Raw genomic sequence first — 18,117 nt, forward strand, 5'->3', positions numbered from 1 at the left:
GCCGAGGCCCGGCGGGAGGCCGGGCCTCGGCGTGGCTGTTCGGAGTCGGGGTCAGGGTTTGCCGGCCGCCGGGGCACCACCGCCCGGCATCGGCGGAGTGCCCTGGAGGGCGTACTGGAGGGCCTGGGCGTAGCGCTTCGTGCCCGCGTTGTTGGGGTGGTAGCTCTCCATGCTCGGGCAGATGACCGTGCCGGGGCAGGAGAAGTCGCCGCCGCCCGTGGTGGACGGCGTGTGGACCACGTCGTTGAGCCCCGCGCCCTGCTCGCAGAGCCGGTAGCCGAGGAACTCGACGCCCGGCGGGTAGAAGAGCACCGGCACGTTCTGGGCCCGGGCCTCGGTGGCGGCGGCGTCCTGGACGTCCCGCATGTGGTCCGCGAAGCCGTTGATGGTGACCGTGCGCTTCGGCAGGATGACGGTGCAGCCGGGGTTGATCAGGCTGATGTCGCCGAAGAGTTCGGGGTAGCCGAGCAGGACGATCCGGGCCTTCGGCGCCTTCGCGTGGATGGCCACGAGCAGGTTGACGAGCGTCGCCTTGATGCCGTCGATGGTCGCGTTCTGCTTGGCGACGTCCGGGCAGTCCTTCGTCGGGTCGCCGCAGGCCTCCATGACGTCGCTGAATCCGGCGTCGTTGCCGCCCGCGGTCAGCGTGACCAGGGTGGTGTCGTCGTTGAGGAACCCGGAGTCGAGCTGCGGGACCTCGTGGTGTTCGCCGAGCCAGCCCCAGCCGTTGGTGCCCTGGGTCATGTACGACGCGAGGGCGCCGGAGCAGGCCACCGAGTGGTAGTCGAGGCTGCTGTCCAGGCCGTCGGCCAGGGAGCCGACGCTCGCGCCGTCACCGGGCAGGACGGTCTGGCGGATCCACGAGTTCCTGCTGCGCCGGCAGGCGTTCCAGGAACGGTTGGCCGCCGGGGTCTGGGCGGTGTCGGGCTTCGGCTGCTTCATCGCGTACGGGCCGACGTCGGTGCCCATGAGGTACGGCTGGGCGCCCTCGCCGGAGGCGTAGGAGTCCCCGAGCTGGACGACGACGTCCTTGGGCTTGCCGGGGAGCGGCTGGAAGGCCATCGCGTCCCAGGCGACGTCCTCGACCGCGAGGCCGTCCTCGGTCCAGTTGCTCAGCGAGGCGCCCTGGAAGTCGCTCCCGGGCTTGAACTCGAACACCCCGAGGCTGACCCACGTGTTGGTGTCGGCGTAGGCGTTGACGATCCGGTTGGCGGTGGTGCCGTCGCCGCGGTGGACCGTGTACACGGCCTGCTGGGTCTGCGAGCCGCTGGCCGGCAGGTGGACGAGCACCCGGTGCCAGCCGGAGACCTGGCGGTTCAGCTTCCACGAGCCGGTGATCGCCATCGGGCCGCTCGCGTCCACCGCCTTGTCCCGGCCGCCCGCGAAGGCGGCGTTGTCGACGGACGAGCCGGAGCTGCGGGTGTGGGCGTACCAGAAGTGGGCGCCGTAGCCGCCGCCGATCTGGTGCAGGTCGGCCTTGGCCTCGTAGTTGCCGTTCGCGTCGGGCAGGAAGGTGAAGCCGAGCGTGCCGGCGTTGCTCCAGGTCCGGGTGCAGCCGTCCCGCATGGGGGCGACGGCGCCGGAGACGGAGTCGATGACCAGGGAGCCGGCCGGCGGTGCCGAGCAGTCCGGGGCGCCGGTGCTGCCGTTGCCCGGTTCGGTGCGCAGCGTCTTGTACGTCAGCGACTCGTGGCCGCAGTTGGCGCTGCAGTCCTTCCACGTCGTGGAGGAGTGGAACCAGTACGGGGTGTCGCAGGCCGGGCCGAGGTGCTGGATCTCGCACGGCGGCGGGTTCTTGACGTCGCAGTTGTTGGAGGCGTTGCAGAACGCGTCGAGCGGCGGCTTGACGAGGGCCCGGTTGCCGTCGGTGAGCCACCAGGCGGCCGCGTAGCCGGCCGTGTTGCCCTTGTTGAGGTTGCCGTTGTCGTCGTAGGAGCGCCCGGCGTCGATCGGCCAGGCCGCCCAGCCGAGCACCTTCTCCTCGTAGGGCCACAGCTGCGGGTGCGCGGCGTCCGCGTAGTGGTTGCCGTTCAGGAACGGCTTGCGGTCGGCCGGGTAGAGCGGGTTGGCCGGGTTGTTGAGGTACCCGAGGCCCCAGGCGGTGAGGGGCGCCGCCGGGTCGTACTTGTTGAAGCCCGCGTTGTACGCCCAGGCGGCGGTGAACCAGTTCTCGATGGCCGCCGGGTCGTCGTTGTTGACCTTCATCGGGTTGTTCGGGTCGTGCAGTTGGTTCCACTTGTCGGCCAGGGTGCGCGCGGCCACCGCGATGTTCGACGTGTAGTCGAGCGCGACGGCCCGCTGCTTGTCGCCGGGCCAGACGGCGTCACCGCTGCGCTGGCCGCGCACGCCGTGCATGCCGTCGGTCTGCTGGCCGATGCCGTAGCCGCAGTCCACCTTGTCCCAGTTGACCTGCCAGACGTCCTGGGGGTGGTTGGCGTCGTAGCGCGGGTGGCCGTAGAAGCCGCCGGTCAGCGGGTTGCCGGTCTGGCCGGGAATGGCGCCGCCCTCGGCCTGCCAGAGGTTGGACTCCTGCGCGAGGACGCCGAGGAGCACCTGCGGCGGGATGTGGCTGCCGGGGTGCCCTTCCAGGGCGGGCAGCGGGAACATCGCCTGCGGGTCGACCGTGCCGAGGCCGTCCTGGGTCCGCCAGCCGCCCTGGCGGACCCACTTGGCGGTCAGCTGGCCGCGCACGGCCATGTCGACGGCCCACTCGACCTGGCCGGGGGTCGGCTGGTAGGCCTGCTGGGTGGGGTCGTTGCGGGGCACCGAGCAGGTGCGGTCCTCGTCGACCGTGTCGGTGGCGTTGGCGGGGAAGTCATCCGCTGCCGAGGCTGCCGAGGCTGCGGAGGCTGCGGAGGCTGCGGTGGTGGACGTGGCCTTGGCCGCGCTGCGGGCCAGGGCGCGTGCGTGCGGGTTCGCGCCGGTGGGGGCGGTGTCCGACGACGGCGAGGCGGTCTTCGACGACGGCGAAGCGTCCTTCGACGACGGCGACGCGCTGCCCAGGGCGGGCGAGGCGGCGGCGCCGGACGCGTCGCCCTGGTTGTCGGGGGCGACCGAGAACGTGAGCTTCTTGCCGGTCGCCGGCACCTCGGCCTGCACCTCGACGGGTGCCGTGCCGTTCTGCTTCGCAGGCTGCAGCGGGTCGGTCGCCAGGCTTCGCGCGCTGCCGGAGACGGCCTGGTCGACCGCGATGGCGCCCTCGGTGGACACGACGGAGTCCGCTGGAACCGGCAGGGTCCGTACCGCGTCCGGGAGTTGGGCGACCTGCCCGGGCTTGCCGGTGACGAACACCCGGCCGGCGCTGCCCGGCTGGAGGCCGAGCTCGCCGGTCCGCGCCTGGGCGAGCGTGTCGACCTTGCCGTCGGCGAGGCGCTTGACGCTCGCGGTGCCGCCGTCGTGGTCGATGAAGGTGACGCCGCCGCCGGCGTCCGGGTGGACGGCGGTCGCGGCGCCGCCGGTGGAGGTCAGCCTGCTGGTGCGGCCGGCCTCGTCGATCCGGCTCAGCTCGCCGCCGTGTGCGGCGACCAGCCCGTCCTTGGTGGGCACCGCCGAGGTGACCTGCCCGTCCACCTTGACGTCGCGTACGACCTTGCCGCTCACCGCGTCGACGGTCAGCAGCCGGGTGGCACCGAGGTCGGCGTCGCCGTTCTGGGTGAACACGGCCGTCTCGTCGGCGCCGCAGCCCGGGTCGAAGTAGGCGAGCGAGACGGTGTCCGGCAGCTTGGTGACGGCGCCGGAGGCGAGGTCCACGACGGCGGCGAAGGCGCCGCGCTGGAACAGCTCGGGCCGGTTGACGAACTGCCGCGGCGCGTACGCCACGACGGCTCGCTGCCCGGAGCCGGTGACGCACGAGTTGCCGATCCAGAGGTCGGTGCCGAAGCCCGGCTCGGACAGCGTGGCGACGGTGCGCCACTGGTAGGCCTGGCCGCTGTCGGCGGCCAGGACGTGCAGGCCGGTGCCGTCACCGGCGAGCGTCACGGCCCGGTCGTGCGAACTGCGCCAGTCCTTGGGCAGGGTGGCGTCCGGGTCCGTCACCTTGGCGGGGGCGGGCGGCGTCGTGGGCGTGGGCGGCGTCGTGGGGGTGGGCCGGGCGGTCGAGCTCGGCCGGTCCGACGGTATCGGCACCGCGCCGGCCGGCGTGGCCACGGCGGGGAGCGTCAGGGCCATGGCGGGCAGGAATGCGCACACGCCTGCCAACAGGGTCCGACGTCGTTTGAGAAGCATGGATCTCCTTAAAGATCACGCTTGTTGGGTGGATTCAGTTGATTCGGTGTATTCGGGTGCGTTTGCGCGCACGGCTGCGGAACGCCCGGCGGTCCGGTGAGGGACCGTCGGGCGTCCGGCTTGCGGGTGGGTCAGTGCCGGGCCAGCACGTCCGCCGTCTTGGCGAGGACGGCGTCCAGGGTGTGCCGGTCGGCCTCCAGGGCCTCGCGGTTGGCGGCGATCTCCTGCTGCTGGAGCCGCGACTCGGCGTCGTGCCAGACCTCGGCCACGTGGTGGCGGTCGCGGCAGGCGAGGTCGGCGAGCGCGGTGGAGATCTCCTGCCGCGTCACGCCCTTCGCCCCCGGCTCGAACGTCGGGTCGTCGTTCGCGTCCAGCGGGGCCCGGTAGCGGAGGCCCTTGGCGTTCATGCAGGCGGACCACTGGGCGAACACCGCCTTGACCTGCGGGTCCTGCAACGAGTCCGGGAAGGACTGGTAGGTGAGGTGGTCGACGAGCGGTGTGAGGCCGCGCGTCGGGCTGCCGAGCGTGCGCCGCGCCTCGCCGAAGCAGCCGCCGGGCGGGATCTTCCCGCCGGGGGCGGCGGCGTTGCGCGTCTCGGCGTCGGCCTGCGCCAGGAGGTCCGGTGGGAGGTCGGTCCCGCCGAGGTAGACCTCGACGTCGGGCGACGACTTCGGCGCGGAGCTCTGGGCCCGCATCGCCCCGTCGTGCCGGGCGACCTCGTCGGCGTCGGGCTGGTAGCCGCGGGTCGCGGCGAGGGCCGCGTCGTGGATGCCGTAACGCCGGTCGAGGAGGTTCTTCGGGCCGACGGGAGGCAGGTCCGGTGCCGGCTGCCAGGCGACGCCGAGGCGGGCCATGCAGTCGCCCACCAGCTTCGTCTCGGCCTGGCCGATCGCCTTCTCCTGCTCCTGGGTGGGCTGGTAGGCGAGCATCGGCAGGGTCCAGGTGGACGGATCGCTGCCGGGCCGTTCCGCCGTGGCGGGGTAGGGGGAGGAGGCGCCGGCGGATTCGGGCGCGGGCCCGGCGGAGGGCACCGAGTGTCCTCCGCCGCACCCCGCGAGCGTGAGCAGACCCGAGGCGACCGCCATCGCGACCGCACCCACCGCGCCACGGCGGTTTCGCATCGTTTGGTGTTCCTGGTTCGGTGTTCTTGTTCTAGTGTTCCTGGCTCCGGATCAGAGGTTCGTTATCAGCACTTCCCGAAGGTGATGGAACGGTTGTTGTTCGCGGTCGCACCCAGGTTTCCGCCCGAGTGCGGCGCGATCCGCTCCGAGGCGCCCCCGTAACCCTTGCTGTAGTAGACGTAGGCGCAGTACTGGTCGTACCAGTTGTAGGCGGAGGCCGAGTTGTTGGCCGCCGGCTGGCCGCCGCCGTCACTGTCCCCGCAGAAGCGCAGCGGGTTCTCCGCCGGGTCGACCCCGGAGTCGATGTACTTCAGGTCCCACACGGGGTGACCGACGTTCACCCAGGCGCCCTTGTAGTCCTTGTGGTAGTAGAAGCGGAAGCGGAAGTTGTCCGTGTGCTCGGCACACTTGTCCATGTCCAGGAGGGTGTCGGAGTCGTTCGACTTGACGGTGATGGTCGGGTCGCCCTCGGCCATCGCCGCAGGAGCGGTGAACGACACCAGAGCGGCGCCCATGACGCCGGCGAGCACGGCGGCACGCACGCGTCCGCGACGCTTTCCGGTGGAAACGGAAACGGTGGAGTTCGTGGTCGACATGTGGATCCCTTTCATGGATTCCGTGGTCGGTTCGTAGACCCATCCTGTGCCGGACGGCGGCTGTCTCACGACGTTCACGAACCCTTTGAGACGCTCGCGCTGTCTCCATTCCGCGAGTGGAGACACCGCGTCGCGGTGGGACGCAGGGCATGAGACGGGGCGACGGGAAGCCGTCTCACGGCGCCGACCAGCGCGTTTCGGTGTCTCCATGGCGTTGTCGGGGACGCTTCGGAAGGTAAAGCGGAAGTATAGATTCCCTTTATGGCTGACCGTCCCTCGGGGTGGCGAGCAGGGCGAGGGCGCGGTCCGGGGTGATCAGCGGACCGAGGAGGGGATCGGCGAGGAGGCCGGCCGGGGCGAGGTGGTCGGGGCCGACCGGTGTCCACTGCGGGAGCCCGGCGAGCAGCGTGTGCCAGGCGGCGTCCGTGTGCCCCCGGCGGGCCTGTTCGCGCGCCTGCTCGACCGCCGCGCCGAACGGGCCCTCCGTGGTGTACCGGAACGTCCGCTCCTCGACCTCACGCAGGACGTCGTCGGCCTGCTCCCGGTGGGGGCCGGACGAGGCGCCCACGCGGTAGCCCCAGACCGTGGCGTCGTGCCGGTTCCTCACCTGCTCGACCGCGAGCAGCGGCACCACCTCACGCAGGTACCGCGGGTCGGCGGGCAGCGCGCCGTAGTCCACCAGGTACGTCTGCCCCAGCAGGCGCCGCAGTTGGTCGAGCATGCCCTTGGCCCGGGGGCGGCCGTACTCGACCGCCTCGGCGAGCGCGGCGGCGGCGCGTTCGTGGTCGCCGCGCAGCGCGTCGAGCCGGGCCGCCTCGACCCGGGCGTCCAGGCGGCGGGTGGTGTCGTTGACGAACGGCCGGCCGTCGCGTTCGTTCGAGGCGAGCCGGTGGAACTCCCGGTACTGCGCCAGCATGAACGCGCGGAAGGAGTCGTACCTGGTCGGAACGTCGGCCGCCCACACCTTGTGGCAGTACACGGCCCACTCGCCGTGTTCGTCGACGGCCTGCGGATCCAGCAGGACGTACGTCAGGTCGGATTCGACGTCCAGTTGGAGCGCGCGCTCCCACATGCCGTCGAGCTCGCCGTCGCCGTAGTACTCGCTGAATCCATGGGAGTCCTCGTGCCAGCTGGCCTCCCTGGTGCCGCCCAGGTGGGACACGAAGCTGCCCGCGTGGCGCCACCCGTCGGTGACCGCGAGGAACTCCCGGTAGGACGGAGGCAGTCGGCGGCCCAGCCGCTCCTCCGCCGCTGCCACGGCCTCTTCCGAGGCGGGCTCGAAGCCGAGCCAGCGCGCACGCGCGGCTTCACTGGTGGGCTCGGCGTTGGCGTCGGCCCACTCCTCGCTCCAGCGGGTGAGGAAGGAGCGCCAGTCGAAGATCTCTTCGGTCATGGCGGTGATCCTTGCACGCACCACTGACAATTCCGGGGGACGCCGGGGGCGAACCCGACTGTCGCCGGTCACTCGTCACATGTCCCTCAGGGGACGCGGGTCGCCTCGATCACGCACATCGGGCCGGGGGTCGTGCGGATCCGGTCGAGGCGGAAGCCGGAGGCGGCGAGGAGGTCGCGCCATTCGGGGCGGGTGCGTTCGCGGCCGGTCAGGACGCCGAGCATGGTGAGGTCGAGGAGGGAGGCCACCTCGGGGGCGGCGCCCTCGTCGAGGACGGTCTCGACCAGGATCAGGCGGGCGTCCGTCGCGTCGGCGGCCCGGTGGATGTTGCCGAGGATGAGCCCGGCCTTCTCGTCCGACCAGTCGTGCAGGATGAAGCAGGCCAGGTAACTGTCCGCGGGCGGCACTTCGACGAAGAAGTCGCCGCCCGCGGTCGTGATCCGGTCGTCGACCCCGTGCGCGCGCAGGACTTCCGGCGCCGCCGTCACCACGTGGGGAAGGTCGAAGACGGTGCCCCGCAGGTGCGGGTAGCGCTCCGCGAGGACGGCGAGGACGGTGCCGTCCGCGCCGCCGACGTCGACCACGGTGCGCGCGCCGTCGAGTTCGACCGCGTCCAGGGAGTGGTGGCGGATGGCCCGCGCGAAGTCGGTCATCGCGGCGGAGAACGCGCGGACCCGGGCCGGGTCCTGGCCGATCCAGTCGAACAGCGGCTCGCCGAAGGCGATCTCGGCCGCGGGCCGGCCGGTCTCGGCGGTGCCCCACAGCTCGCCGAACGCGCGGTAGTGCGAGTCCATCCACATCAGGGCGATGTTGCGCACCGACTCGGGCAGGCCGGAGGCGAGCGTGCGCCCGAGCGGGCCGAGCCGCACCAGCCCGGTGCCGGCGTCCAGGGCGAAGACGCCTTCGCCGGCGAGGGCGTGGACGATCCGGGCCAGCGGTCCGGGGCGCAGCCCGGTGGCGGTGGCGAGTTCGGCCAACGGGATTGGACCGTCGAGGAGTTGATCGGCGAGGCCGGCCCGGGCGGCGACGAAGAGGGCCTGCGAGATCTGGTACCCGCCGAGCAGGCGCAGCATGGTGATGGCGGGTGTGGGGGAGTCCGCGGCGTTCATGCCGGTCAAGCTAGCGAGCCGGGCCCGCCGACGCGCCGGGGCGCGCGGGCGGGCCCACTCGGGAGGAGCAACGGCGGCGGGGCTCAGTTCACCAGGTCCGGTGTGAAGTAGTCGCGCAGGCGGGCGATCCGGCCGTCGCGGACGCGGAAGATCTGCACGAGGGAGACCGTGGTGTCGCCCTCGCCCCCGTCCCCGTCCCCGTCCCCGTCCCCGTCGAAGACCGTGTCGATCTCGGCGATGAACACGTCCGGATCGGCCGTGGTGTGCAGCACGTAGCCCGACTTGGCGAGGTTCGGCACACGGCCGTCCTGCGCGGTGCGCGCGTAGTACGCGGTCATCGCGCTGCGGATCTGCTCGCGGCCCACCATGCGCCGGGGGAAGTCGGCGTCGGCGGGCACGAGCGGTGCCTCGAAGACGCCGTCCTCGGTGAAGGTCGCGGCGAGGGCGTCGGCGTTGCGGGTCAGTGCGCCGGCGTGGACGTAGCTCTCGAAGATCTGCTGCGGCGTGCGGGACACGTCGGTCTCCTGGGCTCGGGAACGGGAGGCCACACAATCACAACGGAGCTCGCCGGTGCACCGGGAAAACGGCGCGTCAGGGCCCCGCCGACAGCCGGCGTCTCCTCACTTTCGCGGGAAATCCCGAAACCGCCGTCGGGAATCCCGAAGCGTCCGGCGCGCCGCGGCCAGGGTCAGCAGGCCCCAGAGGGCGGCCGCTCCGGCGACCGCGTAGACGCCGAGGCTGAGGTAGGAGAGGTCGTAGTCGGTGCCGACCGGCGGGACGACGTTCTCGGGGTCGGCCAGGACGACGGCGCGCTCGCCCACGCTCGACGGGCCGCAGGCCGAGCCGCTGAACTCGCCGTGCGGCAGCGGCGTCCCGTCGGCGTGCCGGATGCCGCACTTCCAGCCGACCAGGCCGCGCTTGTCCCGCTCGGGGTTCGCCCACGTGATCACGACGTCGGTCCGCACCCCGCGGTGCGCGATGACCTCGGCCTGGACGGTCTTCATGGGCAGGACGAGCAGCGCGATCCCGAGTGCGACGCCCGGCCACAGGACCCACCCGGTGGTCCGGACGGCCATCAGCCCGCCGAGGCCGGCGATGAACACGGCCACGGCGGTGATCGCGAGGGGCGCGCTGTAGTCGGGATCCGCGCCGAGCACCATCAGGCCGATGACCAGCAGCGGCGTGAGCAGCCCGGTCAGGAGCGCCGTGATGCGGACGGTCCGCGGCTTGAGCGGCCGGTCCTTGCGGGGCCGCCGTTTGGCCTTCTTGGCGGCGGTCTTCGGGCGGAACGTTCCGTCGCTCAGCGGTCTCTTCTGCTTCTTGTTCCTGCCGCGCGCCATGCCCGGGCCCCCGTTCGTCCGTGTACTCCTGCGCTCTCCTGTGCCCGCGACAGTGTGGCGGCAGCGCCGGTGCGAGCGGAACCCGGGCCCCCGGATCTCGCCAGAACTCTTGATATGAAGTATCTTGATGTCGAGATTAATCCGGGGGCGGCCCCGGGAGCGGAACGGGGGAGCACGATGGAGCGAAGCGGGAACGGGCTGATCGGACAGCTGCGGCGCCCACCGGGCGGACCGGACGCCCGCACCATGCTGCTCGCCCAGTTCGTCGACCGTACCGGCAGCGGCGTCTGGGCCGCGGCCTCCGTCCTCTACTTCACCTTCGTCCGCGGCCTCGACGCCGGCCGGCTCGGCCTCCTGCTCGGCGTCGCCGCCGTCGCCGGGATCGCCGGCTCGCCGCTCGCCGGACGGGCCGCCGAGCGCTTCACCGTCCGCGGCCTCCTGACCGCGTGCCACCTGCTGCGCCTCGGCACGATGGCCCTGCTGCTGGTGGCCGACCAGTACGTCGTGATGCTGCTCCTCGTCGCGCTCACCTGCCTCGGCGAGCGCGGCGCCAAGACGCTGGAGATGCTCTTCGCGACCCGGGTCGCGGGCGAGCGGCGCGGCGAGTACCAGGCGCTCTTCCGCAGCGTCGCCAACGCGGGCTACGCGCTCGGTGCGGGCATCGCGGCGGCCGGGCTCGCGGTGGGCACGCCGAACGCCTACCGCGCACTGATCCTGGCCAACGCGCTCTCGTTCGTCCTCGCCGCGGTGCTGGTCCGGCGGACGCGCGAACCGGACGGGCACGGGCTCGTGGTGACGCAGAGCACCGCGCAGACCACGCCCGAGGCGGACGGCACCAGCCCGTGGCGGGACCGCGGCTACCTGCTCTTCGTCCTCCTCGACATCCCGCTCAACCTCGACGACTCGGTGCTCAACGTCGGCCTCCCGCTCTGGCTCGTCCACCACACCGGGGCGCCGCACGCCCTCGTGCCCGCCTTCCTGGTGCTCAACACCGTGCTCGTCGTGCTGCTCCAACTGCGCGTCTCCGCCTGGGCGCAGGGCCCGGCCGGCGCGATCAGGTCGCTGGCCTGGTACGGGGTGACGCTGTTCGCGAGCTGCCTGCTGCTGGCGGCCTCGACCGGGCGCGGGGCGTGGGCGGCGTCGGTGGCGCTGCTCGGGGCCGGGGCGCTGGTGACGTTCGCCGAGCTGCTGCGCTCGGTCAGCTCCTGGGAGTTGGCGGTGAGCCTGGCGCCGCCGCGGGCGGGGGCGTCGTACCTGGGCGTGGCGGGGATGTCCCAGTCGGTGCAGAAGTCGGCCGGTCCGCTGCTGCTGACCGGCGTGGTGATGACGGCCGGTCCGGTCGGCTGGATCGGGCTCGGCGCGGTGGTGACGGCCCTCGGCGCGGTCCAACGGCGGGCGGCCGGGCGGCGGTTGGCCGCCCTGGCGCGGCCCGTGGAGTCCGGGCCGCGCCAGGACGGCCGGCCGGCCATCCGCGAGGTTCAGCGTACGACGTCGATGTAGCTCATCATGCCGTGGTCCTCGTGCGCCGCGATGCTCCCTGCTACCTCGCCGGGAGTTGGCGGGTGGAGTCCCGGGGTGTCGGGTGTCGGGTGTCGGTGGGACCATGGTCTGCGGCCATTGTGGCCAACGGGAGGGGGAAGCCGGACAGTTGGATCTGGATCTCGTTGTTCGCGTGCTGGTGATCTGCGCCGATGTGATCATCCTTGTCGTCATGCCGAGGGCCTTCCGGGCTGCCTTCCGCCCGCCGCTGCGGTGGGCGAGAGTCGGGTCTCTGGTGGTCATGATCGGGGTGTGCCTGTGGATGGCCCATACGCAGGACCCGGCGTGGTTCGTTGCCGTGCTCTACGTCGATCTGGCCGTCAGCATCGCCTATACGGCGGTCTCCCGGTTCGTCGGCAGGCGCCGGGCCCACCCGGTGGAGCCGTTGCGGCTCAGCCACTTCCTGCAGGAATCCGCCCGATTCGACGGACCGCAGTGGATCAGCACGATGGTCGGCTACACCGGGTCTGTCTTCGTCATCGTCGAGCAGCCGCAGTTGCGCCAGTTCGCCGTCACCCTGCTCGGCTCCCCTTGCCCGTTCTGCTTCGTCGAGGACCAGTTGCGGCGGATCCTCGGCGACGAGACATCGGCGGTCGCCCAGTACCGCACGCATCTCGGCGAAGGCAGCAATCGGCACGTCGTGCTCAAACGTGCGTCGTCCGCCGCGGATTGGGAAGTGAAGATGCTGACCCGGGACTCGTATCGGAGGCTCCTGCACGTGTCGGCGTGCCCGGTGCACGGACCGCTTACGACGCCCGACCGTTCATCGCACGCAGCCAGGTCTTGAGCGGCAGGAAGTCCTCGAAGATGCGGGCAGCCAGCGCCGGATTGTCGACCGCCACCCGGGCGAGCACGGCTTCGGCTTCCCTCAGGGCGGCCTTCGCGCCTGGTATGTCCACCGAGCCGTTGGCTCGCACCTGCGCCAATGTGCCCAGGGCAATGGCAAGTTCGATGTCCATCGCTACCGGGTTCGCCTCGGCCGGGCCCCGGAGGAGCGCAACGGCCTCCTCGGCAGCGGCCACCGCCTCACGGTGCCGGCCCAGCTCCGACAGCCGGCCGCCGAGAGTGCAGAGGGACATGGCGAGGCCGGGTTGGATTTCCGGGGCCGTCCCGGCCAGCTCGCGGTAGAGGCGGACGGCTTCCTCCACGGCTTCCAGGGCGCCACGGGTGTCCTCGGCCCGCTGGAGGCTGAGGTTGCCGAGGGCGCGGGCGAGCTGCGGCCGGTAGACCGCGGGATTGGTCTCCGCCAGGCCGCGCAGCATCGCTATGGCCTCCTCCGTGGCCCGCGCCGCCTTCGGGTAGTCACCCACGTCCGCCCGTCGGCGGCCGAGGTTGTTGAGATGACTGGACAGCTCGGGCCCGTGGGTCGCCGAATCCTCCCGGGCCAGTGCGCGCTGAATGCGGACGGCTTCCTCGGTGACCCGCAGTGCCTCTCTCCTCCTGCCCAAGCGCCCCAGGAGAACACCGTATTCACTGAGGGCGGTGGCCAGCCGGGCGCGATCGATCGGACGGTTGGTCACTCGGGCCCGTTTGCGGAGGATTTCCACCGCCTCCCGGCTGCTGTTCAGCCCTTCCTGGTAGCGCCCGAGTCCCGCCTGGGCGGCTGAAAGACTGTGGAGTGCCTGGTCCAGCCCGGCGTCCATCCTGCGCGCCTTGTCGCCCCAGGGCCCTTGGCGAATGAACCCGATGGCCTCCCTTGCTGCACTCTCGGCCTCCTCCCACCGTCCGAGGTACACGAGGGCAACGCTGAGGTTGACCAGGCTGTGGGCCAGCCCGATGGAGAATCCGACCGACTCGTGGAAGGCCTGCAGTCGTCCGAGCTCCTGAACCATTTCCCTCCGCATGATCGGACCGAGCAGCGCCAGCACCGCCCTCGGCCGGCGCAGGAGGCCGGTGCGGGGCGGCCGCGGTCGCACCGGGGGATGGGCGGTCGTCAGCCGCCGGTACAGGGCCACGGCCTCGCGGGTCGCCTCGACCGAGTCCGCGTACTGCCCGGCGGCCGCCAGACGCGCCCCGAGGTTGAAGAGGACCTGGGCACGGTGGGCCGGATCCTCCGAACGGGCCAGTTGACGTTCGGCGAGGCCGCGGGTCACGGCGGCGATGCCGACGGCCAGGTCGCCGGCATTGCGCTCGGGCAGGTGGACGGCGACCGCCTCCAGGACGTCGAGCCCCACGGCCGGTATCGCGGCCAGATCGGTCAGGGCGGCGCTGCCCGCCGTCAGCGCGAGCTCCGGCTCTTGGAGGAGGACCGGGAACAGGCACTGCGGCCCGAGGTGCGGCCACCTGACCGCCGCCGCGGCGAGGAACGCGATCGCGCGCGGGGCCCAGGCCGGGGGCGTGCGGTCGTCGCCGACGCGCAGCAGCTGCCCGGCCGTGGCCGGGGCCCAGTCCTGCGCGGGGTAGTCGGCGGGATGCCCCGGGAAGGTCAGGGCGAGGAAGTCCTCGGCGAGGCGATCGGGGTAGAGGGGCTCCAGGACGGTGTCCCGGGCAGGGTCGGCGGGTGGGTAGCAGACGGCGTGGTCGGTGAGGATCTGCTCCGGTGACGGCTCGAGCCCTTGGGCCGCGAGCACGGCCGTGCCGATCGGCCGGCTGACGGCCCCGGTGAGGACCGCTGTGAAGACGGCGCGGTTCATCGCGGCGGGCGGGGTACGGAAGGTCCGGCGGGCCGGGTCGAGTTCGTGGGTACCGTCGCCGTGCAGGCGGACCCAGTGCAGCTGTTCGCGGTCCAGGAGGTAGACGGTCAGGCCCGCCATGTCCTGCGGCGGGCGGCGCCCGGAGCGGTGGGCGTCGACGGCCACGAGCGCCGCCATGTGGACGGCGAGCGTCAGACCGTAGTCGGGGTGCTCCAGCGGTCCCGGCGGGTCGACCGCCCCGGGGTCCGCGATGCCGTAGCGGGCGGCGAAGCTCGTCCGCGCCGCCTCGAACATCTCTGCACGCTGACCGGACTCCCCCGACAGCGGTTCCAGTGCCTGGCTCGACAGGTGAGGCCGGTAGCCGGCCAGCGCGGCGCGCAGCGGGGGCCACGGATCGGGCGTGCGGGCGAGCAGGAGCACCCGGGCCGGCACGTCGGGGCGGTGCAGCAGCGCGTTGGACAGGAGCCAGGTCAGGTGGGACTGCGGCCAGCGGTCGGCATAGTCGACGATCAGGAGCACGCCCGGGCAACCGTCCAGGCGCAGGTCCTCGCTCCGGCCCGGTGACAGGACGGAACCTGGTCCGTGGGTGGCCGTGACCACCTTCCAGCCCGCCGTGAGCGACTCATCGGCGAAGCGGCCGGCCAGCCGGGTCTTGCCCTGGCCGCCCGGGGCGTGCAGCCAGCGCAGGGCCAGCCGTGGCCGGCCTTCGCGCCACTGCTCCAGCTGCCGCAACTCCTCGGCCCGGCCGGTGAAGCCGACCACGGCGAAGCGGGAGTTGAGCATCCGGCTGGGCAGCTCCGCCAGCCATTGCGGGTCCTCCTGCGCCGTGGGGCGGAAGTTCTCCAGCACGTACAGCGGCAGGCCGTCGCCGAACACGTGGATGTCGGCGCCGATCACCCCGTGGGCGTAGCCGGCGCTGACCGTGATGTTCTGCTCGATCCGGATCCGCTCACCGGCACCCCCGCCCTCGGACGGTCCCAAGGAAGCGACCCGAGTCACGAAGCGTTGAGGCCGGGCTTGGCCTCGTGCACGATGATGTTGCCGTGGATGACGGCATTGGCCCGGCTGTTGTCCCGGGTGTCCACGTTCTGGATCGCCGTCCAGTGCGTCCGGGGCTGCGCGGCCCGGCTCTCCTCCACCCAGGAGCTCAGCTCCGCTATGGCCTCGGGGTGTTGACGCAGGAGTTCCGCCAGCTGGAACCGCCACATCGGCGCCAGGCTCTGACGCGCCGCCTCGGCGTCCTCGGCCTGTCGCACCAGCTCGGCGCCGACCACCAGCTGCGTCTCGATGGCGGCTTGCTGTCCCTCGTCACCGCGCCGGAACAGCCGGACGAATCCGGCGCGGGCGGCCTCCCAGGTGTCGGTGAGTATGACGCCCACCAGCGTCGCCGCCCCTGCCTCGGCCAGCTGCGTTACTTCCTCCAGCATGGATCCCCCCTGTTGTTCGGTTGTCGGCTTGGACGTGGTCCCGGCCCGAGCGGTTGCCGGGACACCAAGCCGCGGGCTGCAACTGCGGCCGCCCGCCTGGACGTTACTGTGCCACGGTACCGCCCGGAGACGGCGTCTGCGGCTGTTCCCGCGCTGGATGCGTGGCACTGTACGGCGAGCGGTTGGCGGACCGGAGTGCGGCAATGCGCACCGGGCGGGACGAGCCGGCCGGCGGGCGCCGGTCACCTCTCGACGAGCCGCCGCTGTCCGGAGGCGGGGTCGAATCCGTGAGTGGAGAACGCGGGCCCGCCGGCGAGGTACGCCTCCACTGCCGCCTTGGACGTCGGAAACATCGGGCTGGGCAGGACGGCGGTGGCGGGGTGCCAGCGCACCTCCAGGTGCTTGTCCGGCTCGACGTTGACCAGCTCGCCGGTGAACTCGCTGGTGGCGAAGACGAAGAGGAGGAATCCGCCGCGCCCGTCCCAGCCTTCCTTGGCCTGGATGGTGTGCACCAGGCGCAGGTCGGACGGCCGGACGATGAGGCCGGCTTCCTCACGCAGTTCCCGGGCGGCAGCGTCGGGGATCTCCTCTCCGGGATCGACCTTCCCGCCGGGGATCGTCCACGCGGGTCCCGGGGTCCAACTGCGCTGCGCGTAATGGACGGTGGCGATCTGGTCGGTGTTCGGGTCGTGGACGATGACGCCGACCGACAGCCTGCTCGTCTCGTGCATCGGGGGGGCTCCTTGTCAGGGTGGAACGGTCAGATGGTGCGAAGACAGTGGTTGTGTGCCTGCTTCTAGCTGTCGCGCGGGGGCAGATCCGCGAGCGCGGTGTCCCGCATGATGCGGTCGACCGTGTCGTGGAGGGTGCTGTCGCTGCCGATGACGGTTTCGATGCCGCCCGGCAGAACGTCGTGCTCGCGGTACCAGCCGCGAACCTCCTGCTCCGTGACGGCGGCCAGGAATTCGCGATCGGCCTTCGAGGCGTGCCGGAGAAGCGTCTCGTCGATCGGGACGTCGAGGTAGTAGCAGCGGGTGACGCCGAGATGGTCGTCCACCAGGCGCGTGAGCATCTCGCTGTAGCGGTCGGCGTACAGGATGCCCTCGATGACGACGTGGTAGCCGGCGTCCAGCGCGTACCGGGCCACCATGTCGATCAGGCCGATGTTCGCGCCGCCGGGCCGGTCCCGCTCGCGCAGCACGACGCGGCGCAGGTTGTCCTGCGCGACCACGGCCAGGCCCCGCCCGAACCGCTCCCGGATCCCCGCCGCCACCGACGACTTGCCCGACGCCGAGTTCCCCCGGACGACCACGAGCCGGGTCTCCGCGCTCCCCGCAGGCGTCCCGGCCGGCGGGTGGCTCGCGGTGCTCATGCAGGCCATCCGGCGACGGACAGCGGGCGCCCGGCGGTGATCTGCGCGAGCGCGTCCGCAGTGTAGCCGACGATCGGCTGCGGAAGCCCGTCGAGCGGCCAGAAGCGGAGGGCGGCGTACTTGTCCGGCTCGCGGTTGGTGATCTTCCCGGTGTACGCGCGCGGGGCGAAGAACAGCTGGAGGCGTCCGGCTCCGTCGTCGGCGTCGAGGTGGTGGAGGGTGTGCAGCAGGTCGAGGTCCTCCTCCCGGACGGTGATGCCGAGTTCCTCATCGGCCTCGCGGGCCATGCCGGCCAGGACGGACTCTCCCGCTTCGAGGTGACCGGCCGGGGCGTGCCAGTGGCGGGAGGCGAACGCGGTGTTGGCGCGCTGTCCGAGCAGCACCCGGCCGTTCTCGATCAGGACCAGGTGGACTCCGACGACCAGCATGTGCGGCACGGGACGTCTCCTTCCAGGGGCGGGAGGGAACCGGTGCGGGGAGGGCGACCGGTTCAGGGCATGGCGAAGTCGCGATCAAACTGGTGATCGTTCGTCGTACGTGAGTGCATGGGCAGGTGTCCCACCGTAGGCGGCCCGGCGGGGCCGCGTCGGCGTGTCGCAGCGGATGCCACACGATCCGGTGAATGGCCTCAACTGGTCTTACGTGGAAGGAGGTTGTCGGTCGAACAGGGCAGTGTGCCACGGGGTACTGACAATCGCGCCGCGCTCGGCGGGAGGCGGGCCGTTCACGCATCCGCCAGGCCGGTGATCCGCTCCCGAGTGCGCTCGGTGCAGCGGGGGCCTCCGAGGCTCTCGCGCTGCCCCTGCCATGCCGTGGCGGTCAGCTCGTACGGGATTCGGGCTCGGTCGGGTTACTCCGGTAGTCGAAGTCGGGGTGGCGTGTGAGGCTGGTCATGAACGTCTCCTCGTCCCAGACGGAGACGAGGAGCGGGTGGTCGGAGAGCTCGGGCAGCGGGATGACCTTGAACTCCCGGAGCGCCGGCAGCAGGACGCGGGAGGCGCGCTGGAAGTCGATGCGCTGGGGCGGCCCTTGGTGCAGGTTGACGTGGGGGTACTGGCTGGCGGTCGGTGCGAGGGCGTCGGCCTGGCCGAGACGGGTGGCCGCGTGGAGGGCGATGTCGTCGATTCCGGCGCGGGTGAGGGTGCGATCGGGCTCGGTGTCGCTCTCGCTGCCGCCGCGGGTGCGGTGTTCCTGGTGGGTGCGGTTGAGGATGGTCGGCCACTCCGGGAAGGGCTGCTGCTCCTGGCCGGAGGCGCTGTAGGAGTTGAAGTCTCCGCCGAGGAAGCCGACAGGTTCGCGGAATCTTGCGTCACTTCGTGGAGGAACCCGAGGGCCACTCCGCCTAATTATGTAGATTCACGGG

General features: G+C 71.9%; 14 protein-coding genes. 2 read left to right on the forward strand and 12 right to left on the reverse strand.

Annotated elements, in window-relative coordinates; translation table 11 throughout:
* Positions 1-51: 51 nt before the first annotated feature.
* From AB0O00_RS05125 to AB0O00_RS05155, 7 genes are all read right to left on the reverse strand, one after another.
* Positions 52-4,188 carry a GDSL-type esterase/lipase family protein gene (locus AB0O00_RS05125; protein ID WP_363648720.1) on the reverse strand — a complete coding sequence of 1,379 codons (4,137 nt, stop codon included), beginning with the start codon at positions 4,186-4,188 and terminating at the stop codon, positions 52-54.
* A 167-nt stretch (positions 4,189-4,355) separates the two neighbouring features.
* A complete protein-coding gene (locus AB0O00_RS05130; RefSeq protein WP_363648721.1) occupies positions 4,356-5,345 on the reverse strand; it encodes a hypothetical protein in 990 nt (329 codons plus the stop codon).
* 65 nt (positions 5,346-5,410) lie between these two features.
* On the reverse strand, positions 5,411-5,887 hold the full coding sequence (locus AB0O00_RS05135) for a hypothetical protein (protein ID WP_363648722.1): 477 nt from the start codon (positions 5,885-5,887) through the stop codon (positions 5,411-5,413).
* A gap of 313 nt (positions 5,888-6,200) precedes the next feature.
* Entirely contained in the window at positions 6,201-7,334 is a 1,134-nt protein-coding gene (locus AB0O00_RS05140) for an SMI1/KNR4 family protein (protein ID WP_363648723.1), read from the reverse strand.
* Between the two features lie 86 nt (positions 7,335-7,420).
* Complete coding sequence (locus AB0O00_RS05145) at positions 7,421-8,443, reverse strand: methyltransferase (RefSeq protein WP_363648724.1); 1,023 nt, start codon at positions 8,441-8,443, stop codon at positions 7,421-7,423.
* 83 nt (positions 8,444-8,526) lie between these two features.
* Positions 8,527-8,958 carry a nuclear transport factor 2 family protein gene (locus AB0O00_RS05150; protein ID WP_363648725.1) on the reverse strand — a complete coding sequence of 144 codons (432 nt, stop codon included), beginning with the start codon at positions 8,956-8,958 and terminating at the stop codon, positions 8,527-8,529.
* Between the two features lie 105 nt (positions 8,959-9,063).
* On the reverse strand, positions 9,064-9,783 hold the full coding sequence (locus AB0O00_RS05155) for a hypothetical protein (RefSeq protein ID WP_363648726.1): 720 nt from the start codon (positions 9,781-9,783) through the stop codon (positions 9,064-9,066).
* A 177-nt stretch (positions 9,784-9,960) separates the two neighbouring features.
* Here AB0O00_RS05155 and AB0O00_RS05160 point away from each other — a divergent pair, with 177 nt between their 5' ends.
* Entirely contained in the window at positions 9,961-11,283 is a 1,323-nt protein-coding gene (locus tag AB0O00_RS05160; RefSeq protein WP_363648727.1) for an MFS transporter, read from the forward strand.
* Positions 11,284-11,431: 148 nt separating this feature from the next.
* Positions 11,432-12,109, forward strand: a complete 678-nt coding sequence (locus tag AB0O00_RS05165; RefSeq protein ID WP_363648728.1) for a hypothetical protein — start codon at positions 11,432-11,434, stop codon at positions 12,107-12,109.
* On the opposite strand, the gene AB0O00_RS05170 is transcribed toward AB0O00_RS05165, so the two are convergent.
* From AB0O00_RS05170 to AB0O00_RS05190, 5 genes are all read right to left on the reverse strand, one after another.
* On the reverse strand, positions 12,069-14,936 hold the full coding sequence (locus tag AB0O00_RS05170) for a tetratricopeptide repeat protein (protein ID WP_363648729.1): 2,868 nt from the start codon (positions 14,934-14,936) through the stop codon (positions 12,069-12,071). The genes AB0O00_RS05165 and AB0O00_RS05170 overlap by 41 nt on opposite strands.
* 14 nt (positions 14,937-14,950) lie before the next feature.
* Complete coding sequence (locus tag AB0O00_RS05175; RefSeq protein WP_363648730.1) at positions 14,951-15,382, reverse strand: hypothetical protein; 432 nt, start codon at positions 15,380-15,382, stop codon at positions 14,951-14,953.
* A 242-nt stretch (positions 15,383-15,624) separates the two neighbouring features.
* Positions 15,625-16,113 (reverse strand): NUDIX domain-containing protein, encoded by a 489-nt coding sequence (locus AB0O00_RS05180; RefSeq protein ID WP_363648731.1) that lies wholly within the window; start codon positions 16,111-16,113, stop codon positions 15,625-15,627.
* A 65-nt stretch (positions 16,114-16,178) separates the two neighbouring features.
* On the reverse strand, positions 16,179-16,754 hold the full coding sequence (locus AB0O00_RS05185; protein WP_363648732.1) for an AAA family ATPase: 576 nt from the start codon (positions 16,752-16,754) through the stop codon (positions 16,179-16,181).
* Positions 16,751-17,182 (reverse strand): NUDIX domain-containing protein, encoded by a 432-nt coding sequence (locus AB0O00_RS05190; RefSeq protein WP_363648741.1) that lies wholly within the window; start codon positions 17,180-17,182, stop codon positions 16,751-16,753. The genes AB0O00_RS05185 and AB0O00_RS05190 overlap by 4 nt, the downstream gene beginning before the upstream one ends.
* Between the last annotated feature and the right edge of the window lie 935 nt (positions 17,183-18,117).

The organism is Kitasatospora sp. NPDC093558 (assembly GCF_040683475.1).
Lineage (GTDB): Bacteria > Actinomycetota > Actinomycetes > Streptomycetales > Streptomycetaceae > Kitasatospora.